The 25,103-nt window shown below is 67.8% G+C and carries 26 protein-coding genes; 9 read left to right on the plus strand and 17 right to left on the minus strand.

What is annotated here, in order from left to right:
- Positions 1 to 10: 10 nt before the first annotated feature.
- Positions 11 to 553 carry a response regulator transcription factor gene (locus WS95_RS16600; protein WP_006483687.1) on the plus strand — a complete coding sequence of 181 codons (543 nt, stop codon included), beginning with the start codon at positions 11 to 13 and terminating at the stop codon, positions 551 to 553.
- Between the two features lie 216 nt (positions 554 to 769).
- Here the strand turns inward: WS95_RS16600 and hslU are convergent, their stop codons facing one another.
- The 8 genes from hslU to dapF all read right to left on the minus strand — a co-directional run bounded on the left by hslU (position 770) and on the right by dapF (position 8,948).
- On the minus strand, positions 770 to 2,113 hold the full coding sequence (hslU, locus tag WS95_RS16605) for an ATP-dependent protease ATPase subunit HslU (protein ID WP_059824694.1): 1,344 nt from the start codon (positions 2,111 to 2,113) through the stop codon (positions 770 to 772).
- Between the two features lie 10 nt (positions 2,114 to 2,123).
- Positions 2,124 to 2,660, minus strand: coding sequence for an ATP-dependent protease subunit HslV (gene hslV / locus WS95_RS16610; protein WP_006760749.1), 537 nt, complete (start codon positions 2,658 to 2,660; stop codon positions 2,124 to 2,126).
- A gap of 237 nt (positions 2,661 to 2,897) precedes the next feature.
- Positions 2,898 to 3,314, minus strand: coding sequence for an RNA polymerase-binding protein DksA (gene dksA, locus WS95_RS16615; protein WP_006477498.1), 417 nt, complete (start codon positions 3,312 to 3,314; stop codon positions 2,898 to 2,900).
- 494 nt (positions 3,315 to 3,808) lie between these two features.
- Positions 3,809 to 4,894 carry a CobW family GTP-binding protein gene (locus WS95_RS16620; RefSeq protein WP_059824696.1) on the minus strand — a complete coding sequence of 362 codons (1,086 nt, stop codon included), beginning with the start codon at positions 4,892 to 4,894 and terminating at the stop codon, positions 3,809 to 3,811.
- A gap of 194 nt (positions 4,895 to 5,088) precedes the next feature.
- Positions 5,089 to 6,303 (minus strand): class I SAM-dependent rRNA methyltransferase, encoded by a 1,215-nt coding sequence (locus WS95_RS16625; RefSeq protein ID WP_059824697.1) that lies wholly within the window; start codon positions 6,301 to 6,303, stop codon positions 5,089 to 5,091.
- A gap of 76 nt (positions 6,304 to 6,379) precedes the next feature.
- Positions 6,380 to 7,300, minus strand: a complete 921-nt coding sequence (xerC, locus tag WS95_RS16630) for a tyrosine recombinase XerC (RefSeq protein WP_059824699.1) — start codon at positions 7,298 to 7,300, stop codon at positions 6,380 to 6,382.
- Between the two features lie 13 nt (positions 7,301 to 7,313).
- Positions 7,314 to 8,039, minus strand: coding sequence for a DUF484 family protein (locus WS95_RS16635; RefSeq protein ID WP_034208665.1), 726 nt, complete (start codon positions 8,037 to 8,039; stop codon positions 7,314 to 7,316).
- A 39-nt stretch (positions 8,040 to 8,078) separates the two neighbouring features.
- Entirely contained in the window at positions 8,079 to 8,948 is an 870-nt protein-coding gene (gene dapF / locus WS95_RS16640; RefSeq protein ID WP_059780766.1) for a diaminopimelate epimerase, read from the minus strand.
- Positions 8,949 to 9,339: 391 nt separating this feature from the next.
- Between dapF and WS95_RS16645 the strand changes: the two genes are divergently transcribed.
- Positions 9,340 to 9,618 (plus strand): type II toxin-antitoxin system RelE/ParE family toxin, encoded by a 279-nt coding sequence (locus WS95_RS16645; protein ID WP_059780767.1) that lies wholly within the window; start codon positions 9,340 to 9,342, stop codon positions 9,616 to 9,618.
- 13 nt (positions 9,619 to 9,631) lie between these two features.
- Positions 9,632 to 9,934: a HigA family addiction module antitoxin gene (locus WS95_RS16650; RefSeq protein ID WP_034208662.1), complete on the plus strand. Its 303-nt coding sequence runs from the start codon at positions 9,632 to 9,634 to the stop codon at positions 9,932 to 9,934.
- A gap of 31 nt (positions 9,935 to 9,965) precedes the next feature.
- Here WS95_RS16650 and lpxL read toward each other — a convergent pair whose 3' ends face one another.
- The gene (gene lpxL, locus WS95_RS16655; RefSeq protein WP_034208661.1) at positions 9,966 to 10,850 is read right to left on the minus strand and encodes a lauroyl acyltransferase LpxL; all 885 of its coding nucleotides are present in this window, start codon (positions 10,848 to 10,850) and stop codon (positions 9,966 to 9,968) included.
- A 265-nt stretch (positions 10,851 to 11,115) separates the two neighbouring features.
- Here lpxL and metK point away from each other — a divergent pair, with 265 nt between their 5' ends.
- Positions 11,116 to 12,303, plus strand: a complete 1,188-nt coding sequence (gene metK / locus WS95_RS16660) for a methionine adenosyltransferase (RefSeq protein WP_006482984.1) — start codon at positions 11,116 to 11,118, stop codon at positions 12,301 to 12,303.
- Between the two features lie 111 nt (positions 12,304 to 12,414).
- Here metK and WS95_RS16665 read toward each other — a convergent pair whose 3' ends face one another.
- The gene (locus WS95_RS16665; protein ID WP_034208660.1) at positions 12,415 to 12,756 is read right to left on the minus strand and encodes a hypothetical protein; all 342 of its coding nucleotides are present in this window, start codon (positions 12,754 to 12,756) and stop codon (positions 12,415 to 12,417) included.
- Positions 12,757 to 13,107: 351 nt separating this feature from the next.
- On the opposite strand from WS95_RS16665, the gene WS95_RS16670 reads away from it, so the two are divergent.
- The gene (locus WS95_RS16670) at positions 13,108 to 13,881 is read left to right on the plus strand and encodes a phytanoyl-CoA dioxygenase family protein (RefSeq protein WP_059824701.1); all 774 of its coding nucleotides are present in this window, start codon (positions 13,108 to 13,110) and stop codon (positions 13,879 to 13,881) included.
- Between the two features lie 148 nt (positions 13,882 to 14,029).
- On the opposite strand, the gene WS95_RS16675 is transcribed toward WS95_RS16670, so the two are convergent.
- Positions 14,030 to 14,236: a DUF3185 family protein gene (locus WS95_RS16675; RefSeq protein ID WP_034208658.1), complete on the minus strand. Its 207-nt coding sequence runs from the start codon at positions 14,234 to 14,236 to the stop codon at positions 14,030 to 14,032.
- Positions 14,237 to 14,429: 193 nt separating this feature from the next.
- Between WS95_RS16675 and mgrA the strand changes: the two genes are divergently transcribed.
- The gene (gene mgrA / locus WS95_RS16680; protein ID WP_034208657.1) at positions 14,430 to 15,473 is read left to right on the plus strand and encodes an L-glyceraldehyde 3-phosphate reductase; all 1,044 of its coding nucleotides are present in this window, start codon (positions 14,430 to 14,432) and stop codon (positions 15,471 to 15,473) included.
- 107 nt (positions 15,474 to 15,580) lie between these two features.
- Here mgrA and WS95_RS16685 read toward each other — a convergent pair whose 3' ends face one another.
- Both WS95_RS16685 and WS95_RS16690 read right to left on the minus strand, forming a co-directional pair.
- Positions 15,581 to 15,766, minus strand: coding sequence for a hypothetical protein (locus WS95_RS16685; protein ID WP_006482800.1), 186 nt, complete (start codon positions 15,764 to 15,766; stop codon positions 15,581 to 15,583).
- A 351-nt stretch (positions 15,767 to 16,117) separates the two neighbouring features.
- Complete coding sequence (locus WS95_RS16690) at positions 16,118 to 17,014, minus strand: DMT family transporter (protein ID WP_059824775.1); 897 nt, start codon at positions 17,012 to 17,014, stop codon at positions 16,118 to 16,120.
- A gap of 818 nt (positions 17,015 to 17,832) precedes the next feature.
- Here WS95_RS16690 and WS95_RS16695 point away from each other — a divergent pair.
- Together WS95_RS16695 and WS95_RS16700 are read left to right on the plus strand one after the other, a co-directional pair.
- Entirely contained in the window at positions 17,833 to 18,045 is a 213-nt protein-coding gene (locus WS95_RS16695) for a hypothetical protein (protein WP_006477514.1), read from the plus strand.
- 272 nt (positions 18,046 to 18,317) lie between these two features.
- Entirely contained in the window at positions 18,318 to 19,340 is a 1,023-nt protein-coding gene (locus WS95_RS16700) for a serine/threonine protein kinase (protein ID WP_082746934.1), read from the plus strand.
- A 78-nt stretch (positions 19,341 to 19,418) separates the two neighbouring features.
- On the opposite strand, the gene WS95_RS16705 is transcribed toward WS95_RS16700, so the two are convergent.
- Complete coding sequence (locus WS95_RS16705; protein WP_059824704.1) at positions 19,419 to 20,861, minus strand: coniferyl aldehyde dehydrogenase; 1,443 nt, start codon at positions 20,859 to 20,861, stop codon at positions 19,419 to 19,421.
- Positions 20,858 to 21,268, minus strand: coding sequence for a hypothetical protein (locus tag WS95_RS34855; protein ID WP_059824705.1), 411 nt, complete (start codon positions 21,266 to 21,268; stop codon positions 20,858 to 20,860). The genes WS95_RS16705 and WS95_RS34855 overlap by 4 nt, the downstream gene beginning before the upstream one ends.
- Before the next feature lie 318 nt (positions 21,269 to 21,586).
- Between WS95_RS34855 and WS95_RS16715 the strand changes: the two genes are divergently transcribed.
- A complete protein-coding gene (locus WS95_RS16715; protein WP_059824708.1) occupies positions 21,587 to 23,227 on the plus strand; it encodes a GMC family oxidoreductase in 1,641 nt (546 codons plus the stop codon).
- 27 nt (positions 23,228 to 23,254) lie between these two features.
- On the opposite strand, the gene WS95_RS16720 is transcribed toward WS95_RS16715, so the two are convergent.
- Positions 23,255 to 24,610, minus strand: coding sequence for a flagellar hook-length control protein FliK (locus tag WS95_RS16720; protein WP_059824709.1), 1,356 nt, complete (start codon positions 24,608 to 24,610; stop codon positions 23,255 to 23,257).
- A gap of 31 nt (positions 24,611 to 24,641) precedes the next feature.
- Positions 24,642 to 25,100 carry a flagellar export protein FliJ gene (gene fliJ, locus WS95_RS16725; protein WP_059824711.1) on the minus strand — a complete coding sequence of 153 codons (459 nt, stop codon included), beginning with the start codon at positions 25,098 to 25,100 and terminating at the stop codon, positions 24,642 to 24,644.
- Positions 25,101 to 25,103: the final 3 nt, after the last annotated feature.

The raw sequence follows: 25,103 nt of genomic DNA on the forward strand, positions 1-25,103 counted from the left end.
GAGAAACCCCATGAGCGAGAACAATTTCCTGGTGATCGACGACAACGAGGTGTTCGCGGGCACGCTCGCGCGCGGCCTCGAGCGCCGCGGTTACGCGGTCCAGCAGGCGCACGACAAGGAGGCGGCGCTCCGGCTCGCCGCAGGCGGCAAGTTCCAGTTCATCACCGTCGACCTGCATCTCGGCGAGGATTCGGGGCTGAGCCTGATCGCGCCGTTGTGCGACCTGCAGCCCGATGCGCGGATTCTGGTGCTGACCGGCTACGCGAGCATCGCGACCGCCGTGCAGGCCGTGAAGGAGGGCGCCGACAACTACCTCGCGAAGCCCGCGAACGTCGAGTCGATCCTGGCCGCGCTGCAGACCAACGCGACCGAAGTCCAGGCCGAAGAGGCGCTCGAGAATCCGGTCGTGCTGTCGGTCGACCGGCTCGAATGGGAGCACATCCAGCGCGTGCTGGCCGAGAACAACAACAACATTTCGGCGACCGCGCGGGCGCTGAACATGCACCGCCGCACACTGCAGCGCAAGCTCGCCAAAAAACCGGTGCGGCAGTAAGCGGCGCGGCGCCGGCGCGCACGCACGCCGGGTGGCACGAGCGGCACGGGCGTCGCGCGATGCGATTCGGGAGCGACGCAACGCGACGCGCTACGGCGCAGCCGCGCGGCGCTGTCCGGCAGGAAGCCGCGAGCGCGGCCACGGGCGCGCGCCAACGAAAACGGGCGGCCCCGCTCACCCGCGGGGCCGCCCGTTTCGCTTTCGCCGCCGCGCGCGTTACAGCACGTAGCGCGACAGGTCTTCGTCCTGCGACACTTCGCCGAGCGCGCGGTCGACATACTGCGCGTCGATCGTCACGCGCTCGCCGGCGTGGTTGCCGGCCGAGAACGACACTTCCTCGAGCAGCTTCTCGATCACCGTGTACAGCCGGCGTGCGCCGATGTTCTCGGTTTTCTCGTTGACCGCGAACGCGATCTCGGCGAGGCGGCGGATGCCGTCTTCCGCGAATTCCAGTTCCACGTCTTCGGTGGCGAGCAGCGCCTGGTACTGTTTGACGAGGCTCGCGTCGGTCGCGACGAGGATCGCTTCGAAGTCGTTGACCGACAGCGAATCGAGCTCGACACGGATCGGGAAGCGCCCCTGCAGTTCGGGAATCAGGTCGCTCGGCTTCGCGAGGTGGAAGGCGCCGCTCGCGATGAACAGGATGTGATCGGTCTTCACCATCCCGTACTTCGTGTTGACCGTCGTGCCCTCGACGAGCGGCAGCAGGTCGCGCTGCACGCCCTGGCGCGACACTTCGCCGCCGCTGCCTTCGTTGTTGCGCGACGTGATCTTGTCGATCTCGTCGAGGAACACGATGCCGTTCTGCTCGACGTTCTGCACGGCCTTCGTCTTCACTTCCTCTTCGTTCAGCATCTTCGCCGCTTCCTCGTCGGTCAGCAGCTTCAGCGCTTCCTTGATCTTCACCTTGCGGCGCTGCTTCTTGCCGCTGCCGAGGTTCGAGAACATCGAGCGGATCTGCTCGGTCATCTCTTCCATCCCCGGCGGCGCCATGATGTCCATGCCGACGGTCGGCTGCTCGAGGTCGAGCTCGACTTCCTTGTCGTCGAGCTGGCCTTCGCGCAGGCGCTTGCGGAACGTCTGGCGCGTCGCGTTGTTGTCGTCGTTCGCGTGCTCGGCATTGCCGCCGAAGCCCACCGCGCGCGGTTGCGGCAGCAGGATGTCGAGGATGCGGTCCTCAGCCTGGTCGGTCGCCTTGCTGCGCACCTTGCGCATTTCGGATTCGCGCGTCTGCTTGACCGAGATCTCGATCAGGTCGCGCACGATGCTGTCGACGTCGCGGCCGACGTAGCCGACTTCGGTGAACTTGGTCGCTTCGATCTTGATGAACGGCGCATCGGCGAGCTTCGCGAGGCGTCGCGCGATTTCGGTCTTGCCGACGCCCGTCGGCCCGATCATCAGGATGTTCTTCGGGGTGATTTCCTGGCGCAGCGGGTCGGCGACCTGCTGGCGGCGCCAGCGGTTGCGCAGCGCGACGGCGACGGCCTTCTTCGCCTTCGCCTGGCCGATGATGTGCTTGTCGAGTTCCGAGACGATCTCGGCAGGGGTCATGGTGCTCATGGTGCGGTCCTTACTCGATCGTTTCGATGATGCGGTTGTGGTTCGTGTAGATGCACATGTCGCCGGCGATCTCGAGCGATTTCTCGACGATCTCGCGCGGCGACAGCTCGGTGTTCTCGGCGAGCGCGCGGGCCGCGGCCTGCGCGTACGCGCCGCCCGAGCCGATCGCGCAGATCCCGCCTTCCGGGTCGAGCACGTCGCCGTTGCCGGTGATCACGAGCGTGGTGGTTGCATCGGCCGTGATCAGCATCGCCTCGAGGCGGCGCAGCATCCGGTCGGTGCGCCAGTCCTTCGCGAGCTCGACGGCCGCGCGGGTGAGATTGCCCTGGTGCTTCTCGAGCTTCGCCTCGAAGCGGTCGAGCAGCGAGAACGCATCGGCGGTGCCGCCCGCGAATCCGACCAGAACCTGGTTGTTGTAGATCCGCCGCACTTTCCGCGCGCCACCCTTCATGACGATGTTGCCGAGGGTTACCTGGCCGTCGCCGCCGAGCGCGACCTTGTCGCCGCGCCGGACCGAAACGATGGTCGTGCCGTGAAATTGCTCCATCTGCGTTCCTTGAGAAAAACGGGGAAGAGTCGGGCGGCGCGAGGGGCCGCCGCGTGAATCCGCGGTGCGCCGGGAAGCGGCCCGGCGCACGTCCGTTTCATTTTAGGGCGGGCGCCGGGATATCAAGAGGGGGAGGCAAATCGGCCGGCGGCCGGGAGCCGGCGCCGGAAAAACAAAAAGCGCGCGGCAGGCCGCGCGCTTCCGGGAAGCAGCGTGTCTGAGCGGAATGCCGCTCGATCAGTCGCCGAACAGCTTCTGGCGCAACTCGCGGCGCTCCTGCGCCTCGAGCGACAGCGTGGCGGTCGGACGCGCGAGCAGGCGCGGAATGCCGATCGGTTCGCCGGTTTCCTCACACCAGCCGTAATCGCCGGAATCGATGCGGGCGAGCGACTGCTGAACCTTCTTGAGGAGCTTGCGTTCGCGATCGCGCGTACGCAACTCGAGCGCGTGCTCTTCCTCGATCGTCGCGCGGTCGGCGGGATCGGGGACGATCACCGTCTCGCGCAGGTTCTCGGTCGTCTGGCCTGCATTCTTGAGGATGTCCGCCTGCAACTGTTCGAGCCGATTTTTGAAGAAGGCGAGCTGATCCTCATTCATGTAATCCTTGTCGCTCATCTTCAGGATTTCGGCTTCGGTCAAGAGTTTCTTCGTCATCTGCTTGCTTCTTCAATGTGCGGCAAATCAAGAGATAGTGCCTGCACTTTGGGATTACCCGCAACCGCGCTTGCAATCATTTGCGATTTGCCGCCGCGGGGCCGAAAGCCTCTGGAAACCGGTTCTCAAATACCAGGGATAGGCCTGGCGCTGATTTGCGCGCGCTGCGAACCGGTGTGCTGCGCGGCAGATCGCATCGGCCGCGGCCGGGAGGCGGATGGGCGATCCGGCGCGGTTGCGATGCCCGGATAACTGGTTCAGCAAGAACCGGGCCTGTTTGTTGCCGTACTCCAGCGGGCACGTATTGTAACTGAATCGCAAGCGGGCGCCGTATCGGGTCGATCCCCGTCGGCCACGCCAATATCTTGAAAATATAACGCGCAAATCGCGAAAAAGCGATGACGACGAAACCCTGCCCGGAAAAGGCGCCGCGCGGCTGCCGCGGCCGCCTGCGAAGGCGGCCGGGCAGCGGGGCGGGCAGGCGCCCGCGCGGATCAGGCGAGGCAGGCGTCGAGGCCGTCGGTGATCAGGTCCTGCGGCAGGTCGACGCCGATGAACACCATCTTGTTGGTCTTCTTCTCGGCCGGCAGCCATTTGGCCGCGAGGTCGCTGCCCATCATCTGGTGCACGCCCTGGAACACGACCTTGCGGTCGACGCCCTTCATGTACAGCACGCCCTTGTAGCGCAGCATCCGCACGCCGTAGATCTGCAGGATGCCGCCGAGGAAGTCTTCCAGCTTGTTCGGATCGAACGGGCGGTCGTTGCGGTACACGAACGACTTGATCTTGTCGTCATGGTGCGCGTGGTGGTGGTCGTGGTGACCATGGCCGTGATCGTGCGCGCATTGGCCGTGATCGTGGTCGCAATCGGCGTGATCATGATCATGATCATGGTCGTGATCGTGGTGGGCGTGCGCGTGATCGTCCTCGGCGAGGAAATCGGGATCGATCTCGAGCTTCGCGTTCAGGTTGAAGCCGCGCAGGTCGAAGATTTCCTTGATGTCCGCTTCGCCGAAATTCACGATCTTGATCGCGGCCTTCGGGTTCATGTGCATCAGGCGGTGCTTGAGGCCGGCGACGGTCTCGCCGTCGACCAGGTCCGACTTCGTGATGAACAGGCGGTCGGCGAAACCGACCTGGCGCTGCACCACTTCGTGTTCGTCGAGCTGAGCGTTCGCGTGCTTCGCATCGACCAGCGTGATGACCGCGTCGAGCAGGAAATCGTCGGCGATTTCGCTGTCGATGAAGAAGGTCTGCGCGACGGGGCCCGGGTTCGCGAGGCCGGTCGTCTCGATCACGATGCGGTCGAAGTCGAGCTTGCCTTCGCGCTTTTTCGCGGCCAGATCGCCGAGCGCGCGGGCAAGGTCGCCGCGGATCGTGCAGCAGATGCAGCCGTTGCTCATCTGGATGATCTGCTCGTTCGAATCCTGCACGAGGATTTCGTTGTCGATGTTCTCTTCGCCGAACTCGTTCTCGATCACGGCGATCTTCATGCCGTGCTGTTCGTTCAGGATGCGCTTGAGCAGCGTCGTCTTGCCGCTGCCGAGAAAGCCGGTAAGGATGGTGACGGGAGTGGCCATGTCGGTCGCCTGTGGTTCGTGAATCGGGGTCAAAACCAGGATGTGCGTCGCGCCCTCGCGCTGCGAGCCGGGGCGCACAACCATCCATTGAAACATACCTGTCAAGCCCCCGCCCGTCGTCCTGACGACAGGCGAAAGCGCTGTGCCGCCAACCGGGCGGGGCGGGCGCGGTCGTCCGCGCTAGATCGGGGCGATCAGACGATTTGCAACAGCAGGCCCTTCAGATATTCGCCCTCCGGGAACGCGGCGAGCAGCGGATGATCGACGCCCGCGCCGAGCCGCTTCAGGATGCGCGCGTCGACCTTCGCGTCGGCGGCCGCGCCCGCGACGATCTTCTGGAACAGGTCCATGTCGATCGCGCCGGAGCACGAGTACGTGAACAGCAGGCCGCCCGGGCGCAGCAGCCTGAAGCCGCTCAGATTGATGTCCTTGTACGCGCGCGCCGCGCGATCGACGCTGTCGCGGGTCGGCGCGAACTTCGGCGGATCGAGCACGATCAGGTCGAAACGCTCGCCTTCGTCGACGAGGCGGCGCAGTGTCTTGAACGCATCGGCATCGAGCCAGGTCGCGCGCGCCGCGTCGAAGCCGTTGGCCACGACGTTCTGCTGCGCGAGTGCGAGCGCGTCGCCCGACGAGTCGATCGACACGACGCGTTTTGCGCCGCCCTTGAGCGCCGCGAGCGAGAAGCCGCCGGTGTAGCAGAAGCAGTTCAGCACGTCGCGGCCGGCCGCGTACTGCGCGACGAGCGCGCGGTTGTCGCGCTGGTCGACGTAGAAGCCGGTCTTGTGGCCGTTCGGCACGTCGACGTGATAGCGCACGCCGTTTTCGTTCGCGATCAGCGTCGCGGGCGGCGCGTCGCCGGCCAGCACGCCGGTCGTCTGCTCGAGCCCCTCCTTGTCGCGGATCGACACGTCCGAGCGCTCGTACACGTTCGGGCAGCCGGTCGCGCCGACGAGCGCCGCGACGATCGCGTCCTTCCACGCTTCGACGCCGGCCGCCATGAACTGGCATACGAGCTGGCCGCGCGGCGTCGCGCCGGCTTCGGCGGTATCGGCGACGTAGTGGTCGACGATCAGCCCCGGCAGCCCGTCGGCTTCGCCGAACACGAGCCGCACCGCGCCCGTGCCCGACACCATCGTCGTGCGGTGCGCGACCGCGCGCTGCACGCGGCGCTTGAAGAACGCGTGATCGATCGGCTCGTGCTCGTCGAAGCTCCACACCCGCACGCGGATCTGCGACTGCGGGCTGTACGCGCCGCGCGCGAGAAAGCGGCCGTCGTGCGCGCGCACGAGCACGGTCGCGCCGGGCGCGGGCTTGCCGTCGACGCGGTCGATCGCATTGGCGTAGATCCACGGATGGCGGCGCAGCAGCGATTTTTCCTTGGACGGCTTGAGGGTGACGGTTTGCATGATGAGATCGAAAGGGGCCGGGCGCGACGCCGGTCGATGCCGGCCGCCGCGCGCGGCGGGTAACACGGGACGCGCGTCAGTCGCGCTTCTTCGCGCGCGGATGCGCGCTGTCGTAAATCTTCGCGAGATGCTGGAAGTCGAGCGACGTATAGATTTGCGTCGCGGCGACGCTCGCGTGGCCCAGCAGTTCCTGCACCGCGCGCAGGTCGCCGCTCGACTGCAGCACGTGCGTCGCGAACGAGTGGCGCAGCACGTGCGGGTGGACGTTGGCGGGGATGCCGGCGGCGAGCGCCGCGCGCTTCACGCGTTCGCGCACGACGCCCGGCGACATCCGGTTGCCGCGCACCGACACGAACAGCGGATGCGGATCGTGCTTCACGAATTCGCCGCGCACCGCGAGCCACGCGTTCAGCGCATCGATCGCCTTGCGGCCGACCGGCACCTTGCGCTCCTTGTTGCCCTTGCCGCGCACGGTGACTTCGGCTTCGGCGAGATCGAGCCAGCCGGCCGAGCGGTAGCCGTCGGCCTGCACGTACCCGACATCGAGCCCGACCAGTTCGGCGAGGCGCAGCCCCGACGAATAGAACAGCTCGAGGATCGCGTGGTCGCGGACGCCTTCGGTCGTCTCGGGCAGCGGCGTATCCATGAGGGCGACCGCATCGTCGACCGACAGCGCTTTGGGCAGCGATTTCTCGCGCTTGGGCGCGCGTACCCCGGCCACGGGATTCGCGGGCATCTCGATGCGCTGCGCGAACCAGCGATAGAACGCGCGCCATGCGGAAAGCCGGTGCGAGATCGAGCGCGCGGACAGCCCGGCCGCGTGCGCGCGCACGACCGCGCCGCGCATGTCGGCGGCGGTCAATGCTTCGAGCGGCCGGCCGGCCGCGAGCTTCGTCAGTTCGTCGAGTTCGTGCGCGTACCCGCGCAGCGTGTGTTCCGACAGCTGCCTGACGTGCTTCAGGTTCGACAGGTAGGCGGCGATCGGATCGTCGGTCATCGCGTGCGGCGAATCAGTGCGGCAGCAGGCGCGTGAGCGCGGCGCTCGCGAGCGTCGCGATCTGCGCGAGGAAGTCGGTGGCCATCCCGTCGTGGAAGCGGCGCGGATCGGGCGAACCGAGCACCAGCAGGCCGAACGCGGGCGCGTCGTTGCCGGCGAGCGGCGCACGCAGCGCGAGCAGCGCGACCGATGCGGCCGAGCCGTCGCCGGCCGGCGCGGCTTCGGCGCCCTCCGCCGCGCTCGCGGCCGGGGCGGCGAGCGCGGGCGCGAGCCACTGGGCGGCCTCGAAGCCCGTGTTCGCACCGCAGTACGGCGTCGACAGGCCGTTCGTGAACAGGCGCACTTCCTCGCCGACCTGGCGTGCGAAGTCGGCTTGCGCGTAGGTGTCGGCCACATCCCACACGCGCACCGCCGTTTGGGGCACGTCGAACACGTCGGCGATGCCGTCGGCGATCGTGCGCGGCAGCGCGTACGGATCGCGCTCCGCGATCACGCGCGCGGTCCAGCGGCTGAACTTCGCGGACAGGCTGTCGTTCTCGTGCCCGTAGCGCACGAGCTCGGCGAGCCGGCGTTCGAGATGCTTGTTCTTGTCGCGCAGCATCTCCATCTGCCGCTCCTGCAGCGAGATCGCGGCCTTGCCGTGCGGGTTCGCGAGACGGATCGTCGCGAGCAGCTCGGCGTGCTGCGCGAAGAATTCGGGATTGGCGAGCAGGTAGTCGGCGACTTCGCGATCGTTCATGTGGCTGGAGCGTTCAGTGTTGTCAAGGACGTTGCAGGGTCAGGCGGTCAGGTCGATCTCGCCTTCGAACACGGTCGCGGCGGGGCCGGCCATCGTCAGCGCGGCGGCTTCGTCGCGCGCGCCGTCCCAGCCGATCGTCAGCGTGCCGCCGTGCGTGTGCACGGTCACGGGCGAATCGAGCAGGCCGCGCCGGATGCCGGCCGCGACCGCCGCGCACGCGCCGGTGCCGCACGCGAGCGTCTCGCCCGCGCCGCGTTCGTACACGCGCAGCTTCACTTCGCGGCGCGACACGATCTGCATGAAACCGGCGTTCACGCGCTGCGGGAAGCGCGCATGGCGCTCGATCAGCGGGCCTTCTTCCAGCACCGGATACGCTTCGGCGTCGTCGACGACCTGCACCGCATGCGGGTTGCCCATCGACACCGTCGAGATCCAGCGCGTCGCGCCGCCGACGTCGAGCGGCCACAGCGTGTCGTTGCCGTCGGCCCGGCCGTCGAGGCCCGATGCATCGAACGGCACCTGCGCCGGCGCGAACACGGGCGCACCCATGTCGACGACGACTTCGCCGTTGTCCTGCATCGTCAGCGTGATCAGGCCCTTCATGACCTGCACGCGCACGCTGCGCTTGTCGGTCAGGCCGCGGTCGCTGACGAACTTCACGAAACAGCGCGCGCCGTTGCCGCAGTGCTCGACTTCGCCGCCGTCGCAATTGAAGATCCGGTACTTGAAATCCGCGCCGTCGACGGTCGGTTTCTCGACCAGCAGCAACTGATCGGCGCCGATGCCGAAGTGGCGGTTGGCGAGCGCGCGCACCTGCGCATCGGTGAGCGGCGGCAGCGCGCGCGAATAGCCGTCGAGCACGACGAAGTCGTTGCCCGCGCCGTGCATCTTGGTGAACGAGAGTTTCACTGGGTCCGGAATTCCATGGCGAACAAGGCGGTCGGCACGGACGGCCGGCGGCCACGCCGGGGCGGCCTCGTTCGTCGTGCTGATCTCAACCGCAAATGATACATGCAGCCGACAGGGGCGTCCTGCGTGGGCGACCGGTTTGTACCGCGGGCGAAGGCGGGCAGGGAGCGGTATCTGCCGATCGGTCGACTGGTCGCATGCGAGGCGGGTGGGCAAATTGGTGCGGTGTGGCGAACCTGTCGCGGCGGGCGCAAGGCTCGGCGAAAACAGCGGATGAGCGGGACGCGCACTTTCGTACAGGTCAAATTGACAGCGCAATCAAGCGATTCGTATAGTGTGGCTATACGCATGGGCCATGCTGTCGGCATCGCGACTCGAATGTGGGAGATCCATGATCAAGTCGTGGCAGCACAAGGGGCTGGAAGCGTTTTTCACGAGCGGGAACAAGGCGGGCATCCGGCCCGACCATGCCCCGAGGTTACGGCGCCAGCTCGCACGTCTCGACGCTGCGAGCCGGCCGCTCGACATGAACGTGCCGGGCTGGCGCTTTCACGGCCTGGCCCGAGGGCTGGACGGCCATTACGCGGTGAGCGTGAGCAGCAACGGGCGTTTGACGTTCAGCTTCGACGGAGCCGATGCCGTCCTGGTCGATTACCAGGACTACCATTGAGGTGATTCAAGCCATGACTCGCATCTTCAATCCACCGCATCCGGGCGAAGCGTTGCGCGAGGACGTGCTACCGGCGCTGGGCCTGACTGTCACCGAGGCTGCCGCGCAACTTGGCGTCACGCGCGCGGCGCTGTCGCGCATCCTGCACGGCCATGCAGGAATCTCGCCGGAAATGGCGCTGCGCCTCGAGGCATGGCTCGGCGAGGAGAATGGCGGCCGTGCGGATCTGTGGCTCGCGCAGCAATCCGCCTACGATCTGTGGCAGGCACGCGCGAAAGGCGTGCCGAAGGTAACCCGAGTGCGGACGCGCGCCTGACCGTGCGCCCGCAGGCCGATGCTGCTCAGTCTCAGTAGAGGCTCGGCTCGCCAGGCGGGCGCGTCTTGAAGCGCTTGTGCACCCAGTAATACTGCTCGGGCATCAGCGGAATCTGTTCCTCGAGGAATTCGTTCATCCGCCGCGCGTCGAGATCGTCGTCGCCGGTCGGGTAGTTGTCCCACGGCTTGAACACCTTCAGCCGATAGCCCTTGTAGTTCGGCAGCACCTCGCCGATGAACGGCACGACCTGCGCGCGGCCCGTCTTCGCGAGCCGGCCGACGGCCGTCAGCGTGCAGGCCGGCACGCCGAAGAACGGCACGAACGTCGAATTGCGCAGCCCGTAGTCCATGTCGGCGCCGAGCATCACCGGCTTGCGGTCGCGCAGCCAGCGCAGCACGACGCGCGCGCTGTCCGCGCGACCGACCATCTCGGCGTCGAAGCGCCCGCGCGCCTTCTTCGCCTCTTCCTCGAGCACCGCGTTCGAGAACGGCTGGTACAGCGATCCGCAGCGGCGCTGCAGCGACCGGTTGAGCCAGATCGAACCGGCTTCGATGCCGACGAAGTGCAGCCCGAGGAACAGCGTCGGCGGCAGGTCGGGATCGGTGAGATCGACCGCGCTGTCGACCTGGATCAGTTTCGCGAGCTTTTTCTCCGAGCCGAACCACTGCACGCTGCGCTCGACGTAGCTGCGGATCGCATGGCGGAAATGCCGGCCCGCCACGTCCTCGCGCCGCTCGTCGCTCCAGTCGGGGAAGCAGAGTTTCAGATTCGTATGTACGATGCGCTTTCGCCGGCTGGGGATCTGATACAGCAGCCAGCCGAGGCCGTCGCCGAACCGTGCGGTGAGACCGTACGGCAGCAGGGCGAGCAGCTTCAGCAAGCCGATGGCGAGGTGCGTGCCGAGGCGGCCTAGCATGCGGAAGCTCCGTAGGGCCGGCAGGCCGGCACGTTGCGAACAGGGTGGTGAGACAGCGGAAGATGCAGCACGGGCGGCGCTCTGTGACAATTCAGGAAAGCCGCTATAATACGGGCTTCGCCGAGTTAACTGACAACTTGCGGGGCGAAGCCGGCTGGCGCGACACACGCTGCCCGGTCCTGGTAATCCGCTAAAGCGTCGCCGCTTCAGGCCCAACGAAGCTGGCTACGTGAAACCAACCGTAACCACACAGGAGCCTGAAAAAGTGGCAAACGATTATCTCTTCACGTCCGAATCCGTCTCCGAAGGCCATCCGGACAAGGTCGCAGACCAAATCTCGGACGCGATTCTCGACGCCATCCTCGAGCAGGACAAATACTCCCGCGTTGCGGCCGAAACGCTGTGCAACACGGGTCTCGTCGTGCTGGCCGGTGAAATCACCACGACGGCCAACATCGATTACATCCAGATCGCGCGCGACACGATCAAGCGCATCGGCTACGACAATACCGACTACGGCATCGACTACAAGGGCTGCGCGGTGCTCGTCGCGTACGACAAGCAGTCGCCGGACATCGCGCAGGGCGTCGATCGCGCACACGACGACAACCTCGATCAAGGCGCGGGCGACCAGGGCCTGATGTTCGGCTATGCGTGCGACGAAACGCCGGAACTGATGCCGCTGCCGATCTACCTGTCGCATCGCCTCGTCGAGCGCCAGGCCAGCCTGCGCCGCGACGGTCGCCTGCAATGGCTGCGTCCGGACGCGAAGTCGCAGGTCACCGTCCGCTACGTGGACGGCAAGCCCGATTCGATCGACACCGTCGTGCTGTCGACGCAGCACGCACCGGATATCGAGCTGCCCGCGCTGCGCGAAGCCGTGATCGAGGAAATCATCAAGCCGACGCTGCCGGCCGATCTGATCAAGGGCGACATCAAGTTCCTCGTGAACCCGACCGGCCGGTTCGTGATCGGCGGCCCGCAGGGCGATTGCGGCCTGACCGGCCGCAAGATCATCGTCGACACGTACGGCGGTGCCGCACCGCACGGCGGCGGCGCGTTCTCGGGCAAGGATCCGTCGAAGGTCGACCGTTCGGCTGCCTATGCCGGCCGCTACGTCGCGAAGAACATCGTCGCCGCGGGCCTCGCGTCGCGCGCGCTGATCCAGGTGTCGTACGCGATCGGCGTGGCCGAGCCGACCTCGGTGATGGTCAACACGTTCGGCACGGGCCGCGTGTCGGATGCGGTGATCACGAAGCTCGTGCGCGAGCATTTCGACCTGCGTCCGAAGGGCATCATCAAGATGCTCGACCTGCTGCGCCCGATCTACGAGAAGACCGCGGCTTACGGCCACTTCGGCCGCGAAGAGCCGGAATTCTCGTGGGAAGCGACCGACAAGGCGCTCGCGCTGGCCGAAGCGGCCGGTGTGGAGCCGACGGCACGCGTCGCGTAAGCGTCGTTCGCCTGAAATGAAAAACCCCGGCCAGGCCGGGGTTTTTTTATGGATTTCGGTCGCCGATGCAATGGCGGCGATCGGTGCGGGCCATGCCCGCCAGGCATTCGCTCAGCGTGCGCCGAACCCGAACCAGCCATTGCTCGCCGCGAGGCGGCGCGGGCGGTTGACGCGGCGCTGCGGGCCGAGCGTGCGGCGCAGCGCGAGCGCGCGCAGCGACGACGGCTTCTGCAGCAGCGAGCGCAGGCCGGCGCGGCGCGCGAACGTCTGTGCGCTCATCATCGAGAAAAACGCGTGGAACCACGCACGGATGCCGTCCAGCCGGCTGTGCGTGTGCGTACGCTCGGCCAGCGCCTGCGTGCGTGCGCGGTGATGGCGCAGCGAGCGGGCGGGAGCGGACGGCACGACGCGCTTCGCAGCGCGGTTGAAACGGGAAGTCAGACGGAATGGCATGTGAACGATGCTTCGCTTGTATGGGTGGCGCCTGAAGAGCGCACTGGTATGAACGGCCTCGGATGGCACAACGGATCTTATCGGATCCCGCTGCGCGCCGCCCCCGCCAGAATTGACAGGCCGCGTCAGGCTACAGGGGTTTCGTGACGGGCAAAAGTCGCGATAAACCCTTGTGCCGCAACGCGTGTGCCGCATACCGCCTGTCGCTGAGGCAGGTGCCGCGTCGCACAGTTCCCTTGCGCTGGATCAAAGCCGCGATTGGCATGCCCCTGCGCACGACAATGGTGCTGTTCGCGGTATCCGGCGCCGATTTACAATCGTCACATTCACACAATAAACGTCTGGCATCCCATGTCGTCTCCATTGCAGTCGGAATCGATCCGCGCGCAGGTCGCGGAATTGCGCGAGCGCGGCTTCGTCGTCGCGCGCGGCCTCGTCGGCGAGGAGCAGTGCGCGGCGCTCAGGCAGATCGCGCAGCGCCAGTTGCGGGAGGCCGCCGAGCCGATCGAGTTCGAGGCCGACCTGCGCTACCCGGGCGCGCCCGAATCGAAGCATGCGCCGGGCGGGCATACGGTGCGGCGGCTGCTGGATGCGTATTCGCGCGATCCGGCGTTTGCCGAGCGCGCGGTGGCCCCTGAAATCGGCGCGTGGATGCGCGAGTATTTCGGTGAAGAGCCCGTGCTGTCGCGCGCGCATCACAACTGCATGATGACGAAGCACCCGGCGTACGGCAGCCTGACCGGCTGGCATCGCGATTTCCGCTACTGGGCGTTCGAGCGCCCCGACATGGTGTCGGTGTGGCTCGCCCTCGGGCCGGAAACCAACGAGAACGGCGCGTTGTGGCTCGTGCCGGGTTCGCATACGGCCGAATTCGGGCCGGAAGCGTTCGACGACGCGAAATTCTTCCGCGGCGATCTGCCGGAAAACCGCAGGATGATCGACGCGGCCACGTGTCCGTCGCTGGGAACGGGCGATGTCGTGTTCTTCCACTGCAACACGCTGCATTCGGCCGGGCAGAACCGTTCCGACCAGGTGAAGTTCTCGCTCGTGTACACGTATCACGGCGCAAGCAACCGGCCGGTGCCCGGCACACGCTCGGCGTCGAAGCCGGAAGTGCAGTTCTAGGTCGGGATCGACGCGGCAGGGTGTTGCCGCTCCGATCACGCGATGCGGCGCGTCGCGGGCGAATGAAGCAACGGGTGGCGTGGCCGCCCGTTTCGTTTGGGGCCCGCGCGCGCGAGGCAGGGCGTGCGGGTGTCGCGATGCGCAGCGATCAGCGCTTGCTGCCCGGCATCGCGAGGCCGATCAGGCCGGCGAACGACGCGACGGCGCCGCCGACGATCAGCAGAATCGTCTTCGTCGCCGGCGAGCCGGTGAAGAAGCGCGACACGTTGTCGTTGATCGAATGGAACGACTGGCCGCCGAAATACAGCAGCACGATGCCGCCGACGAGCAGTGCAACCGAGATGACCCGGGACATACCAACCTCGCTGAAACGGTGATTCGAGACGCCGCAGTGTAGGCGACGGCCGCGGTCGCGTCCATCGCCGTGCCGCCGTGCGCGATCGGGCCGCTTTCGCTACCATAGTCGTCGTATGACTCCTTCGCCGCCGTCGCGCCACGTGCGCGGCCGGCGCGCGTCCCTTCCCCCGATGTCCTGACGGAACAGACTCATGGCCTACGAAGCAGCTTCCGAACGTTATGCCGACATGCAATACCGCACCTGCGGCAAATCCGGGCTCAAACTGCCCGCCCTGTCGCTGGGTCTGTGGCACAACTTCGGCGACTCGACGCCGATCTCGACGCAGCGCGAGATCCTGCGCACCGCGTTCGACCTCGGCATCAACCACTTCGACCTCGCGAACAACTACGGGCCGCCGTACGGCAGCGCCGAAATCAATTTCGGCCGGCTGCTGAAGGAGGATTTCCGGCCGTATCGCGACGAGCTGCTGATCTCGACGAAGGCCGGCTGGGACATGTGGCCGGGGCCGTACGGCAGCGGCGGCGGATCGCGCAAGTACGTGCTCGCGAGTCTCGACCAGAGCCTGCAGCGGATGGGGCTCGACTACGTCGACATCTTCTATTCGCACCGATTCGACGCGCACACGCCGCTCGAGGAAACGGCGGGCGCACTCGCGTCGGCCGTGCAGCAGGGCAAGGCGCTCTACATCGGCATCTCGTCGTATTCGGCCGCGAAGACGCGCGAGATGGCCGAGCTGCTCGCGCAATACAAGGTGCCGCTGCTGATTCACCAGCCTTCGTACAACATGCTGAACCGCTGGATCGAGCGCGACCTGCTCGGCACGCTCGACGACGTCGGCGCGGGCAGCATCGCGTTTACGCCGCTCGCGCAGGGCTTGCTGACGTCGAAGTACCTGAATGGCGTGCCGGCCGACGCGCGCGTGAACAAGCCGGGCGGCGGCTCGCTGAAGCAGGAACACCTGAGCGCGGACAATCTCGAGCATGTGCGCAAGCTCAACACGATCGCCGAACGGCGCGGGCAGAGCCTGGCGCAGATGGCCCTGGCGTGGGTGCTGCGTCACGGTCGCGTGACGTCCGCGCTGATTGGCGCGAGCCGCGCGGAGCAGGTGCGCGAGAACGTCGGTGCGTTGAAGAACCTCGAATTCTCGGCGGAGGAGCTCGCGGAGATCGATCGTTACGCGACGGAAGGCGGCATCAATCTGTGGGAAAAGCCGTCCACCGATCAGGCGATCTGATCGCGAGTCGATACGGCATGCGAAACATCGCGTGCCGTGTCGCCGGCCCGCGGACCGTACGTCGCGTCGCGGCGATGCAGCGACGCACGTCGCGCACTGGCGGCGCGCTAGATCAGCGCAGGCAGGCCTTCAACGAGCAGCACCGCGACACCGACGCCGAGAATGACGCCGAGTACGCGCAGCAGGTTGTGACGGAATTGGGTCGCGCACGGCACCGCGCCGAGAAATAGCGCTCCGGCCAGCGCCATCGGAATCAACAGGATGAAGTCGCCGATCGTGAAATAGGTCGTCATGCGTGTCTCCAGTGTCGACCGAAGTGGGCGTTTCGGTGCTTGCCTGGGCTCCATCCTCGCGGGATGTCGGCCGAAGTCGGCATGCGTACGCTCACCCCGGTCCCATGCCGGGCGTTTCTAGTATGGGTCCGGCCCGTTACGTGCAGGCCGTCCATTCGAGTATAGGCAACCGGCGGCGTTTTTCGCTATCCGAACCATTAAAAATCAGCGGAAAACCCCGAGAAGCACGCGTTTTTCGTGCAAGCAAGACGAACGCCTTGCACGCATCTTTCCCGTTCCTTTCGATTTTCGCGGAATCGTCGTATGTGTCCGATGCGGGCCGCCGCCCCGCAGGCGCGGCGGCCCGCCCGCTCACGCGCGCTCGGGGTGCGGGCGGCCGGCCGGCGTGCGGAACACGAGCGCGAGCCCGGCGACGATCGCGCCCATGCCGGCGAGCGCGAGCGGCTCGGGCCGGTTGCCGAGCCACACGGCATCCATCAGCGTGGTGACGACGGGCACGAGATAGAACAGGCTCGTCACGTTCACGAGATCGCCGCGCTGCATCAATCGGTAGAACAGCAGTTGCGCGATCACCGAAATCACGATGCCGAGCCACAGCAGCGGCACGACGAACGCCCAGCTCGCGTCGAACGACACCGGCCGGAACGGCGCGATCGCGATGCACAGCGCGAGGCCGATCGCATTCTGCAGCGGCAGCACGTCGGCGGGCGCCGCGCGGACGCGCTTTTGCAGCAGCGAGCCGACGGTCAGCGCGACGAGCGCCGTGAGCGCGCACGCGATGCCGGCAGCCGACAGGCCGCCCTTCCCGCCGCTCATGTCGCTCACGCCACGGCCGACGACGAGCGCGAGGCCGGCGAGCGACAGTGCGAGCCCCGCGATGCGCACCGGCTGCCAACGACGCTCGACGATCGCGAGCGTGAGGATCGGCTGCACGCCGAGGATCGTCGCGAGCACGCCGGGCGCGATGCCGCGCTCGAGCGCGAGCAGGTAGAAGATCGAATAGCCGCCCATCATCAGCAAGCCGGTCAGCGCGGCCATGCGCCGCTCGCCGCGCGGCGGCAGCCAGCGCTTGCGCACGAAGGCCAGTGCGAGCAGCACGAGCGATGCGAGCGCGAAACGGGCAGTGAGAAAGGCGAACGCGGATGCGTGATGCAGACCGAGTTCAGCGAAGATCGCCCCGCTGCTCCACAGCAGCACGAAGAGCGACGTCGCGCCATGCGCGGCGAGCGCGCGTTTGAACGAAACCATGTGAATCCACCTGTCGAACGGATCGAAACGTTCCATCCGCGCGCAGCAACATGCCGTGCGTCACGACGCACGCACCTGCAGCCAACGAGGCGAATGGAAGACGAAAACGGAAGCCGGCCGGTCAGCCGACGCGTGCCGCCGGCGGGGGCGGCGCAGCGCTGACGGGCGGCGGTGCGACAGGAGGGGGAAGGACCGACGGATGCGCGCACGCCTGCGGCCGCGAGTCGAACTGCGGCCGGGATTGGGCGAGGGCGGACGTGAGCGGATGCATCGTGTCGGAATGCGAGTGAACGCGAACGAAAGCCTAAGGTACCGCAAGACAACCGCCGAACGCAACGCCTGTCGGCGGCTGCCTGTCGCGAGCGACATGTTGCGTCGATACGGGCCGATGCCGGTGCGCCGGCCGCTGCGCACGCGAGCATGCGCAAACGGGTGAAAAGCGGTCGGCATGCGGCGCGCGCGACGCGAAGTCGGCGCCGATCGCGGCGCGCGTGCCGACGATCCCGCACGGAAGAAGCGAAGCGGTACGCACGTGGCGTCAAACCGTGCGCGCGGCGCCGCCGGGCGGTTTCGGCGGGCGGTCACATTCGACAGGGTATGATGGGGGTAACCGGGCGGACAAGTACGCGCCCGGCGCAGTGGTTGATTGGAGACATTCGACGAATTCGCGGCACTTCGCCTGCTTCTTCTTCTTTTCGTGCTTCGATAAACCGTGAACAATGGGATCACGCGCAACGCTCCGCCGAGAGCGGCGCGGATCGTGCATTTGCCGGCTCGCCAGCGGGCCGGGTTTCAAGATTCAAGAGTGGGGAACCATCATGCATATCGGGTCGATCGTCTGCACTACCCATATCGCGGTGCCGAAAGGCGCGCGCGGCATCGTCCAGCGCATCCTGGGCGACATGGCCATGGTGACCTGGTACGCGGGCGTGCCGGGCGAGTCGAAAGAACTCAACACCGAGCCCTTCTTTCTCGAGGATCTGATCGACACCGGCGAATCCGTCCTGCCGGCCGGCGCGGCGCTTCACTAGGGCCTGTTCGCGCTTGTAACGGGCTTGCGAACGCACCTTTGCACCCGTCCCCCAAGGGGACTTCCTTCGGGTGCGTGCAAGAAGAGAGGAGGCGCAATAGCCGTCGCCATTGCAACGACGAACGACGCCGCCATGCGGGCGGAAAGGCGCGTTCTCCCGTTTGGAGTAATTCATCCATGGGGCCGGCGCAAGTCCGTTATTAACGTGAACAGGCCTTGGCGCATCGCACCGGACGCTCGTCTTTCGGTCCGGCTGACGGCACAATGCGGGGCATGACAGACGCCACTTCCGCTCCCGCTTCTCCCGCCAGCCCGCCGTTCGCCGGCCTCACGCCCGAATGCGTGCTCGACGCGCTCGACAGCGTGCTGATGCCGGCCGGCCTGCGCACCGACGGGCGCCTGCTCGCCCTCAACAGCTACGAAAACCGCGTCTACCAGGTCGGTATCGAAGACGGCCCGCCGGTCGTCGCGAAGTTCTATCGCCCGGCGCGCTGGTCGGACGACGCGATTCTCGAAGAACATGCGTTCGTCGCCGAACTCGCCGCGCGCGAGATTCCGGCGGTGCCCGCGCGATCGTTCGGCGGCCGCACGCTGCACGCGTTCGACGGTTTCCGCTTCTCGATCTTCGAGCGGCGCGGCGGCCGCGCACCCGATCTCGACCGCAGCGACACGCTCGAATGGCTCGGCCGCTTCATCGGCCGCATTCATGCGGTCGGCGCGACGCAGCCGTACGTCGCGCGTCCCGTGCTCGACATCGATACGTTCGGCTACGAGCCGCGCGACTATCTGCTCGCGCACGATTTCATTCCGGACGACGTAAGACCGGCGTACGCGAGCGCGCTCGCGCTCGCGCTCGAAGGCGTCGAGGCCGCGTTCGAGCGCGCCGGAGCGGTTCGCCTGCTGCGCACGCACGGCGACTGTCATCCGAGCAACGTGCTGTGGACCGATGCCGGCCCGCATTTCGTCGACTTCGACGACAGCCGGATGGCGCCGGCCGTCCAGGATCTGTGGCTGCTGCTGCCCGGCGATCGCGAAGGCGCGTCGCGCGCGCTGGCGGACCTGCTCGCCGGCTACGAGGATTTCTGCGAATTCGAGCCGCGCGAGCTGCATCTGGTCGAAGCGCTGCGCACGCTGCGGCTGATCCACTATGCGGCGTGGCTCGCGCGGCGCTGGGACGATCCCGCGTTTCCGGCCGCCTTCCCGTGGTTCAACACGCATCGTTACTGGGAAGCGCGCGTGCTCGAATTGCGCGAGCAAATCGGCGCGATGCAGGAAGGGCCGCTCTGGCCGGTGTGACGGCTGCGTGCGCGGCATGGTGCCGCGCGTCAGGCTCGCAAGGGCCGCAACGCGACGCGTGCGTGCGGCCCGGCCGGCTCAGAATTTCAGCATCAGCTTGATCAGCGCGGCGAAGCGTTTGCCGTACGGCGGCGCGAGCAGGTTGCGTGCGTTCAGCCGCGCCTGCGTGAGCACCGGCTTCATCTTCGAGAACGTCACGAAGCCGTCGTAGCCGTGATACGCGCCCATGCCGCTCGCACCGACGCCGCCGAACGGCAAGCTGCCGCACGCGATGTGCATCAGCGTTTCGTTGATCGATACGCCGCCCGAGACCGTTTCGCGCATCACGCGGTCGATCGTGCCGCGATCCTCGTCGAACAGGTACAGCGCGAGCGGACGCGGGCGCGCATTGACGTACGCGATCGCCTCGTCGAGCCGCTCGTACGGCACGAGCGGCAGCAGCGGCCCGAAGATCTCTTCCTGCATCAGCGACGACGCGGCCGGCGCCTGCGTGACCGCGCACGGCACGAAGCGGCGCGACACGGGATCGGACTGCGCGTCGGACAGCGGATGCAATTGCGCGCCGGCCGCCTGCGCGTCGCTCGCGAGTTGCTGCAGGCGTGCGTAGTGACGCGGCGACACGATCGTCGTGTAGTCGCCGTTGGCCGCCAGGTCCGGATACAGCTTCGCGAAGCGGGTTCGCGCGCGTTCGATGAACGCGCCTTCCATCCCGCGCGGCAGCAGCACGTAGTCGGGCGCGATGCAGGTCTGGCCGGCGTTCAGCGTCTTGCCGGCGACGATCGCGTCGACGGCCGCGTCGAAGCGCGCATTCGGACCGACGATCGCCGGCGACTTGCCGCCGAGCTCGAGCGTGACGGGCGTGAGGTTGTCGGCGGCCGCGCGCATCACGTGGCGGCCGACGTGCGTCGAGCCGGTGAACAGCAGATGATCGAACGGCAGCGCGCTGAATGCGGCGCCGACCTCCGCGTCGCCGTTCACGACCGCGACGTGGTCGCGCGCGAAGGTCTTGCCGACGAGCTGCTCGAACAACGCCGACGTGTGCGGCGTCAGTTCGGACATCTTGACGATCGCGCGGTTGCCGGCGGCGAGCGCGCAGATCAGCGGGCCCGCCGCGAGCAGCACCGGGTAGTTCCACGGCACGACGATGCCGACCACGCCGAGCGGTTGCGGGATCACCTTCGCGCGCGCCGGGCGCAGCCACTTGTTCATCGGCTTGCGGATCGGCTTCATCCAGCGCTTGCCGTGCTTCAGCGCGTCGTCGATCTCTTCCTTCGCCATCCAGATTTCCGACAGCAGCACTTCCTGTTTCGCGCGATGGCCGAAATCGGCGCTGATCGCGTCGGCGAGCGCATCCGCGTGGTCGATCAGCATCGTGCGCAGCGCGCGCAGGTGCTGCGCACGCGTGTCCCATGCCGGGTACGGTGCGCGCAGGTACGCCGCGCGCTGGTCGTGCAGCAGCGACGTCAGCGCATCGACCGACGGCAGTGCTTGCGGGGCCAGTTCGGGCAGGTCGTTCTTCATGTCGTCTCCTCCAGTTGGGCCTGGCCGATCGGCCGGCCGTCACGCCGCACGCGCACGCTCGGCGAGCGCGGCGACGCGGATCGGGTGATGCGTGTCGCGCGGCATGGGGCCGGATGCGACGGGTGCTCGAAAACCGGTGGCGGCACGCGGCAGGCGTCGTATCCGCGCGACGGTGCGCGCGCCCGAAAATCGTGCCGCACGGCCTGCGCGCGCGACTCGATACGGTGACGAGCGGGCACGCGATAACTTCTCGCGATCGTCTGCCCGCGCACCGCGACCGGGTAGCGCGACGCGTATGCGACCGCGCACCGCCGTGCATCGTGCAGCGGCGCCGACTCACCGTCCAAACGGTCGACGACGACACGCGCCGTTCGATTTCGACCGACCGCACGCATGATGCCGAGCATCGTCGCGCGGGCCGTCGTTTGAAATGAAATACGGGCCGCGCGCGCGACCTCGTGATCACCCGGTCGACACGCGGCCTGCAGAATCCGGCGCTGCATCGTCGTTCCTCCCGTTTCGCGACGAATCGGCTTCTCGTGGCCGGTACATCGCGCGAAGCGTATCGGTACATCTTAAATTTAGTTCACGCGGGCGTTTAGAGGAATCGCTCTTGAATCCGCGCGCCGCGCACGCGACGGCCATTCCTACAATGCCCGAACACAAGAGGAGACGCGGTCGCGCGGCGGTGCCGGGCGCCTTCCATGACACGACGGAGACGTGACATGCAATACGACTACATCATCGTCGGCGGCGGTTCGGGCGGCTCGAGCCTCGCCGGCCGTCTCGCCGATGCCTGCCCCGATGCGACGATCGCGCTGATCGAGGCCGGCTCGCATACGGAGCGCAACCTGCTCGTCAACATGCCGGTCGGCATCGCGGCGCTGGTGCCGTTCAAGCTCGGCACCAACTACGGCTACGAGACGGTGCCGCAGCCGGGCCTCGGCGGGCGGCGCGGGTATCAACCGCGCGGGCGCGGGATGGGCGGCTCGAGCGCGATCAACGCGATGATCTACACGCGCGGCCACCCGGGCGACTACGACGAGTGGGCGCAACTCGGCGCGACGGGCTGGGGCTGGCAGGACGTGCTGCCGTATTTCCGCCGCGCGGAAGGCAACGAGCGCGGCGCCGACGCGTGGCACGGCGCGGACGGCCCGCTGTCGGTGTCGGATCTGCGCTTTCGCAATCCGTTCTCCGAACGATTCATCCAGGCCGCGCACGCGGCCGGCTATCCGCTGAACGACGACTTCAACGGCGCGAAGCAGGAAGGCGTCGGCTTCTATCAGGTCACGCATCGCGACGGCTCGCGCTGCAGCGTGGCGCGCGCGTACATCTACGGCCGCAACCGGCCGAACCTGCACGTGATCACCGATGCGACGGCGCTGCGCGTCGGGTTCGACGGCAAGCGCGCGGTCGGCGTCGTCGTGTCGCGCAACGGGCGGATCGAGACGCTCGGCGCGCGCGCGGAAGTGATCCTGTCGGCCGGCGCGTTCAATTCGCCGCAACTGCTGATGTGTTCCGGGATCGGCCCGGCGGAGCAATTGCGCCGGCACGGGATCGCGGTCGTGCAGGATGCGCCGGACGTCGGCACGAACCTGATCGACCACATCGACTTCATCATCAACACGCGCGTGAATTCGTCGGAGCTGGTCGGCGTGTGCCTGCGCGGCATCGCGAAGATGACGCCGGCGCTCGCGCGCTATTTCTCGAGCCGCACGGGGATGATGACGAGCAACGTCGCGGAGGCCGGCGGCTTCATCAAGAGCGATCCGTCGCTCGAGCGTCCCGACCTGCAACTGCATTTCTGCACGGCGCTCGTCGACGATCACAACCGCAAGATGCATTGGGGTTTCGGCTATTCGCTGCACGTGTGCGCATTGCGGCCGTTCAGCCGCGGCACGGTCGCGCTCGCGAGCGGCGATGCGCGCGACGCGCCGCTGATCGATCCGCGCTTCTTCAGCGATTCGCGCGATCTCGACCTGCTGGTGCGCGGCGCGCAGGCGATGCGGCGCATCCTGTCGCAGGCGCCGCTCGCGTCGCAGGGCGGGCGCGAGCTGTACACGCGGCCGGACCAGAGCGAAGCGGAACTGCGCGCGACGATCGTCGCGCATGCGGACACGATCTATCACCCGGTCGGCACCTGCCGGATGGGCGCCGATGCGCGCGCGGTCGTCGGTCCGCAACTGCGCGTGCGCGGCGTCGACGCGCTGCGCGTGGTGGATGCGTCGGTGATGCCGACGCTGATCGGCGGGAACACGAATGCGCCGTCGGTGATGATCGGCGAACGCGCGGCCGACTTCATCGTCGCGGCGCGGCGCAGCGGCGTGCCGCGCGGCGAGGCGGCTGCCGCGGTGCACGGCCGCTAGGCGCGGCGCGCACGGCGGCGGTCATGCTCAGGCAAACGTATCCACGAGGCCGGCGCGGCTCGCGCGTGCGGCGACCGGTGCGGATGGCGCGGCGTCGGCGGGTGCATCGACGGCTGACGGTCCGCCGGTCCCGCGTCGCGACGACTGGCCGCCGGCGAAGGTCTGCTGCGGGTTGGGCTGCTGTTGCTGCGAAGCGAGGCCGCCGTCGCTGACGGTCGCGCTGCCGAGCCCGAGCCCGCCCGCTTCCATCGCCTCGCGCAGCTTCGGCAGCGCGGCTTCGACCGCGTCGCGCACCTGCGCGTGCTGCGACACGAACAGCGCGTGCGCGTGATTGTCCGCGACGCGCAGCACGACCTGCAGCGGCCCGAGATCGGGCGGGTTGAGCGTCAGCTCGGCGCTCTGCTGGTGTGCATTCGACAGGAACACCACTTTCTGGCTCAGCGCATCCGTCCAGTCGGCCGTGCCGACGTGCGGCGCGAGCGCGTGCGCGTTGGCGGCGGCGATCGCGCCGGCGGCCGGCGACAGTTGCAGGTTCGCCTGCGCGGCGGCGGCAGCCGTTGCGCCGGCCGCGAGCGTCGCGCTGGCGGCCGGGTCCGTCGCGTTGCCGGCCGCCGCGAGCGCGTGCTGTGAGCCGGACTGCGCGTTCGCGTCGGCCTGCAGCGCTTGCGGCGTGAGCTGAGTCGGCGTCTGCTGGGAGGCGAGCGCGCCTTTCGCATCGGCGAGCGTGCGGTCGACGGTCGGCACTTTCGGTGTCGGCGGCGCGGCGGCGGTCGACGCGGTCGCTGCCGGCGCCGTCGGCGTGGTGGAGGCGGCCGCGCCGGTCACCGGCATCGCGATCGCGCCCGCGCCGCCCGTCAGCTTGGCGAGCGCCGCTTGCAGCGCGTCGCGGCTCGATGCCGGATCGCTCGGCTCGGCGGCCGCGTCCTGACTCGCGTGGTGGGCGAGCATCGCCGTGGCGTCCGGTTGGCCGGACACGGCCGTCTTTTGCGTCGTGGCAGCGGCGCTCGCCGCGTCGGCCGGTGTCGCAGGGTCCGGGCGTGCCTGCAGTTGCGCCTGTACGGCGGCGGCGGCCGCGAGTGCTGCGGCATCGGGGTTGGCGGCGGCGTTCGCGGTCGTATCGTCGGCCGCGTCGTCGTCGTTCGTGCCGGACGGCTTCGCGCCGGCGGCCGGCTTCGACGAAACCTGTTGGGTCGACACGTCCGGCGTACCGGCGTTGGCCGTATCGCCGCGCGTGGCGACGCTTTGCTTCAGCGTCTGCGCGAACGGCACGGCGCTCGCGGCGGCCGACGCATCGCTGGCGGCGGACGCACTCGAGCCGCGGGCGGCCTTGAGTGCGGCGCCGGCGGTGTCGAGCAGCGCACCGAGCAGGGGCAGGGGAGGCATGGCGGTTCTCTCGTTCGAATGCGGTGGTCGGTTACGACGAACGGGCCGCGTCGGCCCGCATGCGCAGGATCTTCGCGGCATGTTCGTCGGCGTCGCGCTGTTCGCGCCGGGCGTCGCGCCGCGCTTCCTGCGCGATGCCGCGCGCCTGCAGGATTTCATACGAGCCGACGGTACGTTTCTTCTGCTGCCAGTTCGGGCGCGCCTCGTCGATGCGGACTTCGGCCGCGGCGAGCACGGTGCGCTGCTGCGCGATCGCCGCATCGAGCGTGTCGATGAACGCCTGGAAATTGCGCCAGTTGCCGGCCGGCATCCCGCTCCGCGCCGATTGCGCGAAGCGCGCGTGATATTCGTCGCGATAGCGCAGCAGCGCGTCGAGCTGTTCGGCCGCCGCGGTGCGGTCGCGCTGCGCGGTGCCGAGCTGCTTCGCGGCCGAATCGAGGTCATCCTGCGCGCGGTCGAGCAGCAACTGAAGGGGAAAGCCGTGAGCCATCGG

It is taken from the genome of Burkholderia sp. MSMB1826 (assembly GCF_001526325.1).
Classification (GTDB): domain Bacteria; phylum Pseudomonadota; class Gammaproteobacteria; order Burkholderiales; family Burkholderiaceae; genus Burkholderia.

Coding starts and splice junctions, on each gene's coding strand:
- WS95_RS16600 (WP_006483687.1), top strand. CDS start 11: ATGAGCGAGAACAATTTCCTGGTGATCGACGACAACGAGGTGTTCGCG.
- hslU (WP_059824694.1), bottom strand. CDS start 2,113: ATGAGCACCATGACCCCTGCCGAGATCGTCTCGGAACTCGACAAGCAC.
- hslV (WP_006760749.1), bottom strand. CDS start 2,660: ATGGAGCAATTTCACGGCACGACCATCGTTTCGGTCCGGCGCGGCGAC.
- dksA (WP_006477498.1), bottom strand. CDS start 3,314: ATGACGAAGAAACTCTTGACCGAAGCCGAAATCCTGAAGATGAGCGAC.
- WS95_RS16620 (WP_059824696.1), bottom strand. CDS start 4,894: ATGGCCACTCCCGTCACCATCCTTACCGGCTTTCTCGGCAGCGGCAAG.
- WS95_RS16625 (WP_059824697.1), bottom strand. CDS start 6,303: ATGCAAACCGTCACCCTCAAGCCGTCCAAGGAAAAATCGCTGCTGCGC.
- xerC (WP_059824699.1), bottom strand. CDS start 7,300: ATGACCGACGATCCGATCGCCGCCTACCTGTCGAACCTGAAGCACGTC.
- WS95_RS16635 (WP_034208665.1), bottom strand. CDS start 8,039: ATGAACGATCGCGAAGTCGCCGACTACCTGCTCGCCAATCCCGAATTC.
- WS95_RS16645 (WP_059780767.1), top strand. CDS start 9,340: ATGATCAAGTCGTGGCAGCACAAGGGGCTGGAAGCGTTTTTCACGAGC.
- WS95_RS16650 (WP_034208662.1), top strand. CDS start 9,632: ATGACTCGCATCTTCAATCCACCGCATCCGGGCGAAGCGTTGCGCGAG.
- lpxL (WP_034208661.1), bottom strand. CDS start 10,850: ATGCTAGGCCGCCTCGGCACGCACCTCGCCATCGGCTTGCTGAAGCTG.
- WS95_RS16665 (WP_034208660.1), bottom strand. CDS start 12,756: ATGCCATTCCGTCTGACTTCCCGTTTCAACCGCGCTGCGAAGCGCGTC.
- WS95_RS16670 (WP_059824701.1), top strand. CDS start 13,108: ATGTCGTCTCCATTGCAGTCGGAATCGATCCGCGCGCAGGTCGCGGAA.
- WS95_RS16675 (WP_034208658.1), bottom strand. CDS start 14,236: ATGTCCCGGGTCATCTCGGTTGCACTGCTCGTCGGCGGCATCGTGCTG.
- mgrA (WP_034208657.1), top strand. CDS start 14,430: ATGGCCTACGAAGCAGCTTCCGAACGTTATGCCGACATGCAATACCGC.
- WS95_RS16685 (WP_006482800.1), bottom strand. CDS start 15,766: ATGACGACCTATTTCACGATCGGCGACTTCATCCTGTTGATTCCGATG.
- WS95_RS16690 (WP_059824775.1), bottom strand. CDS start 17,014: ATGGTTTCGTTCAAACGCGCGCTCGCCGCGCATGGCGCGACGTCGCTC.
- WS95_RS16695 (WP_006477514.1), top strand. CDS start 17,833: ATGCATATCGGGTCGATCGTCTGCACTACCCATATCGCGGTGCCGAAA.
- WS95_RS16700 (WP_082746934.1), top strand. CDS start 18,318: ATGACAGACGCCACTTCCGCTCCCGCTTCTCCCGCCAGCCCGCCGTTC.
- WS95_RS16705 (WP_059824704.1), bottom strand. CDS start 20,861: ATGAAGAACGACCTGCCCGAACTGGCCCCGCAAGCACTGCCGTCGGTC.
- WS95_RS34855 (WP_059824705.1), bottom strand. CDS start 21,268: ATGCTCGGCATCATGCGTGCGGTCGGTCGAAATCGAACGGCGCGTGTC.
- WS95_RS16715 (WP_059824708.1), top strand. CDS start 21,587: ATGCAATACGACTACATCATCGTCGGCGGCGGTTCGGGCGGCTCGAGC.
- WS95_RS16720 (WP_059824709.1), bottom strand. CDS start 24,610: ATGCCTCCCCTGCCCCTGCTCGGTGCGCTGCTCGACACCGCCGGCGCC.
- fliJ (WP_059824711.1), bottom strand. CDS start 25,100: ATGGCTCACGGCTTTCCCCTTCAGTTGCTGCTCGACCGCGCGCAGGAT.